The organism is Kordiimonas lacus (assembly GCF_001550055.1).
Taxonomy (GTDB): Bacteria; Pseudomonadota; Alphaproteobacteria; order Sphingomonadales; family Kordiimonadaceae; genus Kordiimonas; species Kordiimonas lacus.
In genome coordinates, this window is record NZ_LRUA01000001.1 from 124,547 (window position 1) to 138,022 (window position 13,476).

The 13,476-nt window shown below is 57.5% G+C and carries 12 protein-coding genes; 5 read left to right on the top strand and 7 right to left on the bottom strand.

Annotation, left to right across the window (positions count from 1 at the left end):
* The first annotated feature begins 99 nt into the window (after window positions 1-99).
* The 4 genes from KORLAC_RS00575 (at window position 100) to KORLAC_RS00590 (ending at window position 4,131) form a co-directional block, all read left to right on the top strand.
* A complete protein-coding gene (locus KORLAC_RS00575; protein ID WP_139167675.1) occupies window positions 100-2,058 on the top strand; it encodes a calcium-binding protein in 1,959 nt (652 codons plus the stop codon).
* A gap of 144 nt (window positions 2,059-2,202) precedes the next feature.
* Window positions 2,203-3,174 carry a bifunctional helix-turn-helix transcriptional regulator/GNAT family N-acetyltransferase gene (locus KORLAC_RS00580; RefSeq protein WP_068301216.1) on the top strand — a complete coding sequence of 324 codons (972 nt, stop codon included), beginning with the start codon at window positions 2,203-2,205 and terminating at the stop codon, window positions 3,172-3,174.
* A complete protein-coding gene (locus KORLAC_RS00585; protein ID WP_068301218.1) occupies window positions 3,152-3,643 on the top strand; it encodes a GNAT family N-acetyltransferase in 492 nt (163 codons plus the stop codon). The genes KORLAC_RS00580 and KORLAC_RS00585 overlap by 23 nt, the downstream gene beginning before the upstream one ends.
* A 44-nt stretch (window positions 3,644-3,687) precedes the next feature.
* On the top strand, window positions 3,688-4,131 hold the full coding sequence (locus KORLAC_RS00590; RefSeq protein ID WP_160328565.1) for a GNAT family N-acetyltransferase: 444 nt from the start codon (window positions 3,688-3,690) through the stop codon (window positions 4,129-4,131).
* A gap of 128 nt (window positions 4,132-4,259) precedes the next feature.
* On the opposite strand, the gene KORLAC_RS19005 is transcribed toward KORLAC_RS00590, so the two are convergent.
* Window positions 4,260-4,430: a hypothetical protein gene (locus tag KORLAC_RS19005; protein ID WP_241493355.1), complete on the bottom strand. Its 171-nt coding sequence runs from the start codon at window positions 4,428-4,430 to the stop codon at window positions 4,260-4,262.
* On the opposite strand from KORLAC_RS19005, the gene KORLAC_RS00595 reads away from it, so the two are divergent.
* On the top strand, window positions 4,387-5,142 hold the full coding sequence (locus KORLAC_RS00595) for a Stf0 family sulfotransferase (protein ID WP_241493349.1): 756 nt from the start codon (window positions 4,387-4,389) through the stop codon (window positions 5,140-5,142). The genes KORLAC_RS19005 and KORLAC_RS00595 overlap by 44 nt on opposite strands.
* A 102-nt stretch (window positions 5,143-5,244) precedes the next feature.
* Here KORLAC_RS00595 and KORLAC_RS00600 read toward each other — a convergent pair whose 3' ends face one another.
* From KORLAC_RS00600 to infB, 6 genes are all read right to left on the bottom strand, one after another.
* Complete coding sequence (locus KORLAC_RS00600) at window positions 5,245-6,639, bottom strand: NAD(P)H-dependent flavin oxidoreductase (RefSeq protein ID WP_068301228.1); 1,395 nt, start codon at window positions 6,637-6,639, stop codon at window positions 5,245-5,247.
* A gap of 143 nt (window positions 6,640-6,782) precedes the next feature.
* Complete coding sequence (gene pnp / locus KORLAC_RS00605) at window positions 6,783-8,948, bottom strand: polyribonucleotide nucleotidyltransferase (protein WP_068301231.1); 2,166 nt, start codon at window positions 8,946-8,948, stop codon at window positions 6,783-6,785.
* Between the two features lie 213 nt (window positions 8,949-9,161).
* Window positions 9,162-9,431 (bottom strand): 30S ribosomal protein S15, encoded by a 270-nt coding sequence (rpsO, locus tag KORLAC_RS00610; protein WP_068301236.1) that lies wholly within the window; start codon window positions 9,429-9,431, stop codon window positions 9,162-9,164.
* Between the two features lie 20 nt (window positions 9,432-9,451).
* Entirely contained in the window at window positions 9,452-10,351 is a 900-nt protein-coding gene (gene truB / locus KORLAC_RS00615; RefSeq protein WP_068301238.1) for a tRNA pseudouridine(55) synthase TruB, read from the bottom strand.
* 2 nt (window positions 10,352-10,353) lie between these two features.
* Window positions 10,354-10,758 (bottom strand): 30S ribosome-binding factor RbfA, encoded by a 405-nt coding sequence (rbfA, locus tag KORLAC_RS00620; protein ID WP_068301240.1) that lies wholly within the window; start codon window positions 10,756-10,758, stop codon window positions 10,354-10,356.
* A gap of 80 nt (window positions 10,759-10,838) precedes the next feature.
* Entirely contained in the window at window positions 10,839-13,475 is a 2,637-nt protein-coding gene (gene infB / locus KORLAC_RS00625) for a translation initiation factor IF-2 (RefSeq protein ID WP_068301243.1), read from the bottom strand.
* Between the last annotated feature and the right edge of the window lies 1 nt (window position 13,476).

Here is a 13,476-nt window from a genome sequence, read left to right on the forward strand (position 1 = left end):
CATTGTATTATTTGACGTTTTCTTAATTCTCCGCCTACAAAATGCCCTATTCAGGCAACTAATATAGCCGCCTAATCAGGCACACAGTAGGAGGCAAGAGTGATCACATCAATTACCCCAACGTCACCGTTGGCGGCCAGCGCTGCTGGCAATCCACCCAAGGCTCATGACGACGAAACAGATGTCAGTGACGAGGTCATTGACGCATTGAAGGCCGAACATGAAGCACAGTGGGAAGAGCTGGAAGCTCAGCAGCAAGCAGAATATGACGAGCTTGAGGCCCAGTGGACCACGGCCATTGAAGCCATGACCGCCGAGCATGAGGCAGAATGGGATGCGCTTTACGAAGAAAAGCAGGCCGCGCTGGACGCCCTTTCAGCAGAACATGAGACTGAAGCGTCAGCACTTCAGGCAGAACATGAGACCGCCATGCTGGCCCTGAAGGAAGAACTGGATGCGGCTTATGCCACTTTGGAAGCGGCTCTTCTGGCTGAATGGGAGACCCTTGAGGCACAGCTGGCGGACGAATGGGCCGCAGCAGAAGACGCAGGCACTGCGGACGACACATTGGCCGCAAACCATGATGCCCAACGCCAGGCTCTTGAAGATGACCATGCCGCACAGCTGGCTGAGTTTGAAGCGGATTATGACGCCATGGTCGCCGACCTTGCGTCTGCACAAGCAGAAGAATGGCAGGGCCTTGAAGAGCAGCATGACACCGAATGGGATGCACTCGAAGATGAACTGCATGCTCTGATCGACGCACTCGAGGCAGAACAGGACGCTGAGTGGGAGACCCTGGAAGACGCAAAAGAGGCCGAATATGAGGCCCTGGAAGAAGCCCATGAGGCGGAGCGCGAAGCCCTTGAGGCTGCACAGGATGCCGAATGGGAAGAAATTGTTGGCGATGCGGGCGATGACCGCGTCAAAGGAAGCCAGGACGACGACACGCTCACCGGCGGCGACGGTGACGATACGCTCGCAGGCTTTAATGGCAATGACACCCTTGATGGCGGCGACGGCGACGACTTCATCTGGGCCGGATCTGACGCCAACGGCAATGACAAGGCCTATGGCGGCCAGGGGAACGACCTCCTGGGCGGTGGCGGCGGTGCCGATCTGTTGATCGGTGACGGAGACGACCTTGAAGACCTGGAAGGCGATGACACCCTCTTCGGCGGCGCTGGCGACGACACGCTGGTTGGTGGGTCATGGGTTGACCTGAACCAGAACGGCATTGTGGACATTGAAGACTTCACGTCTGATGGCAGCGGCGCGAATGATGACGGCGGTGCCAACGATGACGGCGGTGCCAACGACGACGGCGGTGCCAACGATGACGGTGGTGCCAACGATGACGGCGGTGCCAACGATGACGGTGGTGCCAACGATGACGGCGGTGCCAACGACGATGGTGGTGCCAATGACGATGGTGGTGCCAATGACGATGGTGGTGACGACACCGTTGACGGCGACACCGGCGGCGACAGCCTCTGGTCGGGCATCGGCGACGACAAGCTGTTCGGCGGCGATGGTAACGACATAATGGGCGCCGGCGTCGGTGACGACACGCTCTATGGTCTTGGCGGCGACGATGTGCTGTTCAGCGGCCAGACCGGCAACGACAAGGTTGTCGGCGGTGTTGGCGACGACACTGTCTTTGCCAACCAGGGCGAAGACACCATCTTCGGTGGCGACGGCAACGACATGCTGTTCGGTGGCAACCAGAACGACTATATCGAAGGCGGTGCCGGTGATGACCAGTTGTTTGGCGGCAAAGACAGCGACACCCTAAACGGCGGTGAAGGCAACGATACGCTCTATGGCGGCAAGGCGGGCGGCAGCGAACGCTTTGTCTTTGAAGAAAACGCCGGTGACGATGTCATTTACGGCTTCGACGGCGATGACGATGTGCTTGACCTAACAGGCGCTGGCGTCGTGTTTGAAGACATCACGGCCACAGCGACAGATGCCGGCCTGCTTCTCAGCTGGGATGGCGGCAGTGTGTTGCTCGCAGGTGTTAATGACACGGTCGACAGTAGCTGGTTCGACTTCTAACCATTGCCATCCAAGCGGCACCCTAGCGTTAGAGGGCCGACCTTCGGGTCGGCCTTTTTTATGCTCAGACACCTGAAATTCACCCTCTTGACGAAATTACATAAGTACTTATATAATTTCTTATAGTATAGCGAGGACAGAATCATGAGCATCCCCAACGAAATCTTTTTTGAGCTAGGTGTCGGCACCCGCATGCGCCGCCTGCAGGAACAACTGACGGCCGATGCAGACCGCATCTATGAGGAAGCTGGCCTCAAGTTTCGGGTGAGTTATTTCTACGCTGTCTATGCCCTGTCGGAACATGGCAGCATGCCGATTGGCGAGATTGCCCGTCTTGCCGGTTTCTCGCATTCCGCCGTCAGCCAGACTGTCAAGCGCATGATCAAGGAAGGCCTGGTGGAAACTACCGCCATGGATGACGGCCGCCAGAAATGTGTGCAACTGACGGCCGCCGGGCGGGCCATGGTGGATGAGGTGCGCCCGCTGTGGCGGGACCTTGAAGCCATAAACACCGAAGCCGGGGCCTCGAAACTGCTCGCCGGCATTGACGCCATGGAAGCCACCTATGCCGAAAAGAGCCTGTACGACCGGGTGAAGGAACGCCAGGCCGCGCGCCAGAAAGCGGCGCCCGATTTTGAGCTGGTGCCCTATGACATCCGCTTCAAGCAAGCCTTCTATGACCTGAATGCCTGGTGGGTGGAGAAATACTTCAAGATGGAACCCATCGACGAAACTGTCCTGTCGGACCCTGAGGGCCATATTCTTGCCAAGGGTGGCGAGATTTATTTCACCCTGATCGACGGCAAACCGGTGGGCACCGTAGCCATGAAGCTGCAGTCCCCGGGTGTCTATGAACTGACCAAACTGGGGGTCGACCCAACCGTACAGCAAGGCGGCATGGGCCGCGCCCTGTGTGAAAAGGTGATCGAACGCTTCTGCGCGCGCGGCGGCAAGACGCTGTATCTCGAGACCAATACCAAGCTCGCGCCCGCCATTCGCCTGTATGAAAAACTGAATTTCAAGAAGCTGACACCATCAGAGCCCAGCCCTTATGAGCGTGCCAACCACTATATGGAATGGATGGGAGGCCGTGATGAGCGCGCAGCCGCAGAATAAACAGGACGCCATTGCTGTGGTGCCCTACCGGCGCGCCTACAAGCAGGCATTCCATGACCTGAATATGGCGTGGCTGGAAAAATATTTCACGGTCGAGCCTGTGCACCGACACGCGCTTGAAAACCCGGAAAGCGAAATTCTCGACGGTGGCGGGGAGATCTTCTTCGCCGTACGCGGCGATGATGTTCTCGGTACCGTCGCCATCCGAGCAGACGGAAACGGCATTTATGAGCTGACCAAACTTGGGGTCGACCCGTCGGCGCAGGGCCTGGGCCTGGGGCGCCTGCTGTGCGAGGCGGTCATCGATTATTTCCAGGCCAAAGGCGGCAAGCGCCTGTATCTTGAAACCCACACCAAGCTCATGCCCGCCATGCGGCTGTATGAGAAACTGAATTTCGCCCTGATGGAAAAGCCCATCGATGCGCACTATCAGGGGACCGACTGTTACATGGAATGGCAAGGCAGATGATGACCGGCACTATAAAAATGGCCAACAACGAACCAGAGACCCTTGTGACGACAGCAGAAAGCCCGGAGGATATCGCCGCGGTGAAGGCGATCTTCCGGGCATTTGTCGAATTCCTGCCCATCGACCTGGATTTCCAGGGCATCGAGGATGAGATGGCCCGCTTTCCGGACGGCTATGTGCTGCTCTTGATCGCCAAACAGGGTGACACCCCCATAGGGGCCGTCGCCCTGAAGGCGCACGATAGTGACGTGTGTGAGATGAAACGGCTGTATGTGCTGCCGCAAGGCCAGGGCACAGGCGCCGGACGCATGCTGTGTGAAGCCCTGCTGAAGCACGCCAAGGCGCTTGGATACAAAACCATGCTGCTCGACAGCCTGAGGCGGCTTGAAGCTGCCGTCGCGCTTTATGGCAAGCTGGGGTTTGAAGAAACCACGCCATACAACTACAACCCGGAAGACGATGTTGTTTACATGCGCCGGCGCCTGTAGGCCCCCGCCCACGCTTTCTTGAATACCAGCGCATAAACGGCCCCCTGGGCATGGCCAGGAAACCGGGATGTGACGCCCGCCCATTCCTGTACTTGCGGCCTTTCCCATGATGAGTATAGTGGCACCCTTCACTCCAACGAGAGATTGTCCTGCATGCTGAAATTCCTGTCCGGCAAAAAGAAGTCCGTCAAGACACCGCCTTCCATTGTCATTTGTTCGACCATGCGGTCTGGCTCGACGATGATATGCGAGGACATGCGGAATACCCGTTCGCTGGGCACCGCCCGAGAATTGTTCATGAACTGGCGTCCCGGCAAGGCCGATAAATACAAGGAGCTGGAAAAGCTCTTTGAAGAGGAAGTGACAGAGAACGGCGTGTTCTCCGTCAAGGTCATGTCACGGTATCTGCCCCACACGGAGGCAGCCCTTCAGGGCACTCGGGAAGACCGACCAGAGGAAGGTCTGTTTCCCTATTTTCATGACGTCTTCAAAGATGCCACCTGGGTTTACCTGAAGCGGAACGATATCCTGGGCCAGGCCATCTCACGCTATATCTCGAACAAGACCGGCGTTTATCACAATTTTGATGATGGGCGGCACAGCAAAAGCAAGACGGTCCTGAAGGCGAAGGGCGAAAGCTACAGCGACGATCTGGACTACAAATTCCTCCCGATAAACAAGGGTGTCCAGAACATCGCCCGGGAACAGGTGCTGTGGGAGCATTTCTTCACCACACAGGGTATCGAGCCGGTCAGGCTCACGTATGAAGACTGTGTCGAGGACCATCACACTTACCTGCAAGCCATTGCCAATGTCGCAGGGATAAAGCTGGAGAAAATGCCAGCCGAGCGCACCATCAAGCGGCTTCCCAACAAGCGTAACGACGAACTGCGCGAGGAATACTGCCGGGACCTGGCGCGCCGGATCAGGAACGGCACCTTTGTGCCTGGGCAGAAGAAGCCAAACAAGTCTGGCAAAGCCAAGACTGCACCCGGTAATGCAGGGGCTTGATTGAAGCCCCCGGCGGCCCTGCGCCCCCAGCCGACATAATGCTGCGAACAACAAAAAAGCCCGGCACATGGCCGGGCTTTCTGCATTCTGATTGTTCAGGCTTTAGTCGCCGGAGACGATGCGGTCCATCAGTTGCTTGACGCTTGGGATAAAGCCGTTCGAGTAGAACGGATCGGATCCGAAACGAAACGCATTATGCCCTGCGAACACGAGGTTATCGTCAACGCTGCCGTCATGGGCCACGTCTTCGAGCGTCTTCTGGATGCAGAAGCTCCTGGGGTCCGCCAGTCGGCCCGTTGAGTTCTTCTCGTTCGTCGCCCACGAGGAGAAACGGCACTGACTTAGGCAGCCAACACAGTCGGCCTGGTCCTTGCGGATTTCGGCGCATTTCTCAGGCGTGACGAAAATCAAGGACCCGTCAGGCGTTTTCATCGCCCGCTCATAGCCGGCAGCCAGCCATTTGCGTGCCTTGCCTTCGTCGGCGCGGCGCACGATGTAGGTCTTGCGCTCGACCTGCAGTTCAGTGTCGAACTCTTCGTCCTTTTCAGTGCGGAACTCGATCTGACGATCATTCCGCTGCACCAGCTCACCAATGAAGCTGTTCTTGAGCGCGGAGGAGAAGAAACCGGTCGGGCTGAAATTCTGGAGAAGCACATCACCAGGCTTCAGGCCCAGCAGCTTCTTCTTCCATTTGTCGGAAATCGGGCTCTCTTTCGTTACCAGCGGGCGCGTGCCGAACTGGAACATGATCGGGCCGACTTCCTTGTTGTCGATCCAGTCTTTCCATTCCTTGAGGTTCCACACACCGCCGGCCATGATGATCGGCACATGGTCAAGGCCAAGCTTGCGCATGATGGCGCGCAGCTCGACAACCCGTGGGTATGGATCGCCCGGTTTGTTGGGGTCCTCGGCGTTCGACAGGCCATTGTGACCGCCCGCGAGCCATGGATCCTCATACACAACGCCGCCAAGGCGTTCTGCAAAATTCTTGTACGCGCGCTTCCACAGAAGGCCAAAGGCCCGGCCGGAAGACACAATAGGGTAATAGTGCGCGCCATATTTGCTGGTCAGCTCGCCCAGCTTGAAGGGCATGCCTGCACCACTGGTTACACCGTGGATCATGCCCTTGGTTTTCTCGAGCACTTCGTGCAGGATTCGCTGCGCGCTGCCGACTTCCCAAAGCATGTTGATGTTGATCAGGCCTTCGCCCTTGGAAAGCTCCCACGCCTTGCGAACCTGGTCGATCGTACCCTTGATGGAGTACTCGACCATTTCCTCATGGCGGTCTTTCCGGGTGCGGCCCAGATATTCATGGGGCTCCACATTGCCGTGCGCGTCATACTGATCTGCGATCACAGCGGAAATCGTGCCGATACCGCCGGCTGCGGCCCACGGGCCGGAACTGGCACCGGTGGAAATCGCAACGCCCTTGCCGCCCTCGATCAGGGGAAGGACCTCTTTGCCGCCAAGGCGGATACTATTCAAACTAAAACTCATCAAACTCTCCCGAAACCCTAGCCCGTCTTTCAGTCAACCGTAGCGTAAAACGGACCCTCCTAAAAGGGGTGAAACCGGCGTGATGGTAACACACGCCGGTTTCAAATCAATTAAGCAGTTCTTCCCCGGTCAGGGAAAATTGCTTAGTCGCGTCGACCGCCACCCTTCTTGGGGGACTCTTTTGGTGGACGAGCATCCGGGTTTTCTTCACCCGTTTCCTGGTTCACCACGCGCATCGACAGGCGGACCTTGCCGCGGCCGTCGATTTCAAGGCACTTCACGTACACTTCGTCACCTTCGTTCACAACGTCGGTCACTTTTTCCACGCGCTCTTCAACGAGCTCGGAGATGTGTACGAGGCCGTCACGGCTGCCCATGAAGTTCACGAACGCACCGAAGTCCATGATGCGGACAACCTTGCCTTTGTAGATCGTGCCTACTTCTGGCTCAGCCACGATGCCATTGATCCATGCTTTCGCTGCTTCAATTTCAGAAGCCACGGAAGACGCAATCTTGATCGTGCCATCGTCTTCGATGTTCACTTTGGCGCCGGTCACTTCAACGATCTCACGGATCACTTTACCGCCCGTGCCGATCACTTCGCGGATCTTGTCTGATGGGATCTTCATGGTCTCGATGCGTGGTGCATGCTCGGAAAGTTCCGTACGCGCGCCAGTCAGAGCTTTGTTCATCTCATCAAGGATGTAACCACGACCGCCGGCAGCTTGTGCCAGTGCTTTTTCCATGATCTCGCGGGTAATGCCGGTGATCTTGATGTCCATCTGCAGCGCAGTCACACCTTTGTCGGTACCAGCTACCTTGAAGTCCATGTCGCCGAGGTGGTCTTCGTCACCCAGGATGTCAGAGAGAACTGCGAAATCGTCGCCCTCTTTGATCAGGCCCATGGCGATACCGGAAACCGGACGGCTGATTGGAACACCTGCGTCCATCATGGCGAGAGCCGAACCACACACGGTTGCCATCGAAGATGAGCCGTTGGATTCAGTGATCTCGGACACCAGACGGATGGTGTATGGGAACTCTTCAGCGTTTGGCAGAACAGCGCGAACAGCGCGGTAAGCCAGCTTGCCGTGACCCACTTCGCGGCGGCCTGTGAAGCCAACGCGGCCACACTCGCCCACAGAGAAGGGTGGGAAGTTATAGTGCAGCATGAAGTTGGAGCGCCAGCTGCCTTCGAGCGCGTCGATGATCTGCTCATCTTCGCCGGTGCCCAGCGTTGCAACAACAAGGGCCTGCGTTTCACCACGGGTGAAAAGCGCGGAACCGTGGCTGCGTGGCAGAACACCAACTTCAGACATGATGTCACGAACTTCGTCAAGCTTACGGCCGTCGATACGCTTGCCTGTCTCCAGGATGTTACCGCGGACGATCTTGCTCTCAAGCTTCTTCGTCAGGTCACCAACCATCTGTTCAGTCAGCTCTTCGTTGGCTTCCAGAACAGGCGCAACGGCTTCCTTGATCTTCGCTTTCGCTTCGTTGATCTTCAGAACGCGGTCTTGCTTGGCAGTGATCTCGTAAGCGGCACGCAGGTCAGCTTCACCAGCGTCTGCGATCGCCTTGATCAAGTCATCCTTGTTCGGGCCTTCTTCAAGCTCCCAAGGATCTTTCGCAGCAACTTCAGCAAGCTCGATGATTGCGTCGATTACTTTTTGCTGCTCGTCATGACCGAAGGTCACAGCGCCCAGCATGATGTCTTCGGAAAGTTCTTTTGCTTCAGACTCAACCATCAGAACAGCGTCTTTGGTGCCTGCAACAACGAGCTCAAGCTCGGACTCTTTCACTTCATCAAGGGTCGGGTTCAGGATGTATTCGCCGTCCTTGTAACCAACTTTCGCGCCGGCGATCGGGCCAAAGAATGGCAGACCGGAAAGCGTGAGGGCCGCAGAAGCGCCGATCATGGCAACGATATCGCTATCGTTTTCCAGGTCGTGGCTCAGAACCGTACAGATCACCTGAACTTCGTTTTTGAAGCCCGATGGGAACAGTGGACGGATCGGACGGTCGATCAGGCGGCTCACAAGCGTTTCTTTTTCGTTTGGGCGGCCTTCCCGCTTGAAGAAGCCGCCAGGGATCTTACCGGCAGCGTAGAATTTCTCGATATAGTTTACGGTCAGTGGGAAAAAGTCCTGACCTGGCTTCTGAGACTTGGCACCAACAACGGTACACAGCACTTCAGTGTCGCCATATTTGGCCATTACGGCCCCATCAGCTTGTCTAGCTACATGACCGGTTTCCAGAGAGAGGGTACGGCCACCCCATTCGATTTCTTTGCGATGAATATTGAACATTTTCTAACCTTTCAGCAGCTGCCCGGGTATCGCACTACACTGCCGGACAACTTCGGCGCCTTCCCTATGAAGACGCCCCGCTTAAATAAAAATCCCAGGCCTCCCGGATTAGAAGCCAAGGCGTGTCTTCTTGTCGCTTTCAGGGGAAGTTTGAAACGGAAGTCCCAAAAGCGAAGAAGGCCGGTTCCCTTGAACCGGCCTCCCTGAACTGAATTACTTCCGCAGACCCAGACGACCGATGAGCGTCGTGTAACGCTCTACGTCCTGGCCTTTAAGATAGTCCAGCAGCTTGCGGCGCTGGTTTACCATCTTGATCAGACCGCGACGGGAATGGTGATCCCCTTTGTGGTCTTTGAAGTGTTCGGTCAAAGTCGCAATACGCGAGGAAAGAATTGCTACCTGCACCTCAGGGGAGCCGGTGTCGCCTTCTTTGGTGGCGTATTCTTTGATCAGTTCTTGTTTCCGTTCAGCAGTAATCGACATCGTCTTCTCCTACAAAAAAGTTACATATTGAAGACCCGCAAGGAGCGAATGGTGCCATGGGTGTTTTCAGCGACTGCCAGCGGCACGTCGCCGTCCATCAACACAAGCGTTCCTTGCTTGATCTCAGGCCTGAGGAGGGTCATGCCGCATCTGATGCGTTTCGCTTCCTCATCCGTTACGGCAACCGCCGGGATGTCGTCCAGCGCTGTCGTAATCGGACTTACATAGTCCTGAGCGGGCGCACTATGGCCCAACTCCTCCAGTTTTTCCAGTGAAATCGCGTCCTTAAGGCTGAAGGGCCCAACCCGAAGGCGCCTGAGCTGAACCACATGGCCGCAGCTATCCACCGCACGGGCGATGTCGCGCGCCAGCGAGCGCACATAGGTGCCCTTGCCGCAGGTCACGTGAAACGCTGCCTCGCCCTGGTCCGCGTCGAAGGATGTCAGGCTAAGTTCTTGAATTTCAACACGTCTTGCCTTGAGTTCCACCAGCTCGCCGTCACGTGCCAGCTTGTAGGCACGCTGGCCGTCCACCTTGATGGCGCTGTAGGCAGGCGGGATTTGCTCGATGGAGCCGGTAAAGCGCGGCAGGACCTCAAGAATTTCCGCTTCTTCAGGGATACGGCCACCGGATTCGATAATTTCGCCTTCAAGGTCGTCCGAATCGGTCGCAGTGCCGAATTTGACGGTAAAAGCATACTCTTTCGAGGCATCAACAATGAAAGGCATGGTCTTGGTGGCTTCGCCAAGCCCGATGGGCAGAATGCCGGAAGCCAGCGGGTCAAGCGTGCCGCCGTGGCCCACCTTCTGGGCCTTGGTGAGGAACTTCACCTTGCCGACCACGCCGGAACTGGTGATGCCAAGCGGCTTGTCGATCACCAGCCAGCCGTCAACCTTGATGCCCTTCTTGCGCCGTGCCACGCCTACTCTTCCTCGTCCTTGTGCTCAAGGTCGCGGGTCACGCGTGGGTCGCGCAGGATGGCATCAATATGACTGGCCTCGTCGAAGCTTTCGTCCAGCTTGAACTTGAGGCGCGGCATATATTTCATATGCACCACCTTGCTCATCTCACCGCGGATGAAGGCGCTGTTGCGGTTGAGCGCCTTGGTCACCGTCAGCTTCGGATCACCGCCCAGCGGCATGATGAAGACCGTGGCGTTCCTCAAGTCCGGGCTTATGCGCACTTCAGACACGGTTACCGACGCGCGGGCCAGGTCAGGGTCCTGCACATCGCCGCGCGTCAGAATCGCGGAAATGGCGTGGCGCACATTCTCGCCCACGCGCAACAGGCGCAGGCTGGGTTCGCCAGTTTGAGAAGATTTGGACATGACTTTATCCTTAAAACAGCGGAGGGCGGCCCCGATGGACCACCCCTCCTAACACTCTTGATCGGCTGGTCGTCGCAGGCTTAAAGCTTGCGCTCCATTTCCTCCAGCTCATAAACCTCGAGAACGTCGCCGGCCTTGAAGTCGTGATAGTTTTCAAACGTCAGACCACATTCCTGGCCCGCGCGCACTTCCTTCACGTCATCCTTGAAGCGGCGCAGGTTCTCGATCTGGCCTTCGTAGATGATCACGTCATCGCGCAGAATACGAGCCTTGAGGTCATTACGGATCGAACCGTCGACAACCATACAGCCTGCTGCCTTGCCGGCCTTGCCAGCCTGGAAGGCTTCGCGGATTTCCGCCTGGCCGATAACATTCTCTTTGTATTCCGGACCCAGTTGACCAGCCATCGCGGCTTTCACGTCGTCGATCAGGTCATAGATCACGGAGTAATATTTGATCGTGATGCCTTCGGCTTCGGCTGCTTCGCGCGCCTGCTTGTTCGGGCGTACGTTGAAGCCGATCACCAGCGCATGGCTGGCCTGGGCAAGCGTGATATCGGATTCGGTGATACCGCCCACAGCGCCGTGGATCACGCGACACTGGATGTCGTCGTTACCCGCTTTTTCAAGCGCCTGGGTGATGGCTTCCACAGAACCCTGAACGTCGCCCTTGATGACAACTTCGAACGTCTGCAGGCCTTCGTTTTCCTTCATCTGCGTGAAGATGCTCTCCAGCGTCTTCGGTGCAGCGGCAGCAGCCTGGCGTTTCTTGCGGTTCTGGTCCTGGCGATAAGACGTCACTTCACGTGCACGGCTTTCGTTGTCCACAACAGCGAACTCATCACCCGCGTCTGGCGTCCCGTTCAGGCCCAGCACTTCCACCGGCACACTTGGGCCAGCTTCCTGTACCTGATCACCCTTGTCGTTGATCAATGCCCGTACCCGGCCCCATTCGGCGCCAGCCACGAAGATATCACCAACTTTCAGGGTGCCGCGCTGTACCAGAACCGTGGCAACAGGACCGCGGCCTTTATCAAGCTTGGCTTCCACAACCACGCCTTCAGCGGAGCGGTCAGGGTTGGCCTTCAGCTCAAGAATTTCAGCCTGCAGCGCAATGGCTTCTTTCAGTTTGTCGAGGCCGTCGCCGGTTTTGGCGGAGACTTCAACTTCCTGAACGTCACCCGAGAAGCTCTCGGTCACCACTTCATGCTGCAGCAGTTCGTTCCTGACACGGTCCGGGTTGGCGCCTTCGCGGTCCATCTTGTTGATGGCCACGATGATCGGAACCTCAGCCGCTTTCGCGTGGTTGATGGCTTCAATGGTTTGCGGCATCACGCCGTCGTCAGCAGCCACAACCAGGATCACGATGTCCGTCGCGCTGGCGCCGCGGGCCCGCATCTGGGTAAAGGCGGCGTGGCCTGGCGTATCGAGGAAGGTGATCTTGCTGTCGTTCACGCTAACCTGATAGGCGCCGATATGCTGGGTGATGCCACCGGCTTCGCCCGACACAACGTTGGCTTTACGGAGCGCATCGAGAAGCGAGGTCTTGCCGTGGTCAACGTGGCCCATAACGGTCACGATTGGCGCACGTGGCAGCAGTTCGCCTTCCTGGTCCTCGCCGCCGGTGAGGCCGATCTCAACGTCTGCGTCCGATACACGCTTCGGCGTGTGGCCCATTTCCTGAACCACCAGCTCTGCCGTATCCTGGTCCAGAACCTGGTTGATGGTTGCCATCACGCCAAGACCCATCAGAACCTTGATCACGGCAACGGCTTTTTCAGCCATCCGGTTCGCCAGTTCCTGAACCGTAATGGCTTCAGGGATGGTTACTTCGCGGGCCTGGCGCGTTTGCTGCTGGCTACCGCCCATCTCGGCCTGACGCTTCTTCGCTTGCGCGCGCTTGTAGGCTGCGAGCGAACGCTGACGCTCACCGTCGCCCATGGCGCTGGAGATCGTCAGGCGGCCACCCTTGCGGCGGTCGTCGCCGCGGCCGCGGCCACGCTGGTTACGGTCATCGCCGCCCGGGCCTGCCTTGCGTTCCTTGCCGCGCTTCGGCTTGCCTTTGCGCTCATCATCACCAGCAGGGCCAGCCGCCTGGCGGGCTTCGCTGGCTTTCTTGAGCTGCACAGCGCGCGCTTCAAGCTCAGCTTTCTTGCGCGCTTCCGCTTCCGCTTTTTCTTTGGTCTTCAGCTCTTCTTCTGCCTTCTTGACGGCTTCAACTTCAGCCTTCTTGGCAGCGTCTGCAGCTTTCTTTTTCTTGACGTCGTCTTCGGCACGGGCACGGGCTTCCGCCTCATCGTCGTGCGCGGCTTCCGCAGCAGCAGCCTCAGCAGCTTCACGCTTCTTGCGCTCTGCAGCTTCCGCAGCTTCGCGTGCTTCGCGCTCTGCCTTCTCTTTGGCTTCCTCTTCGGCGCGCTTTTGCGCTTCCTCAAGGGCCTTCAGCCGAGTTTCATGCTCAGTGTTTGAGAGCTTGCCTCCGCCTTCACCAACCGGTTTCTTCGGAACGTAGGTCTTTTGTGGCTTCGGCGCTGTTGGCGCGGCCTCAGGGGCTGCGGTATCGGTCGCGCCCTTCTTGAGGATGCGCTTCTTCTTGCGCTCTACAACGACTGCCTTGCTGCGCCCATGGCTGAAGCTTTGACGAACTTGGCCGGTCTCAACCCCCTTGCCTACTCCAAGGGTGCCGCGTCCAGACAGTGTCAGTTTCTTTTCGTCAGTCATA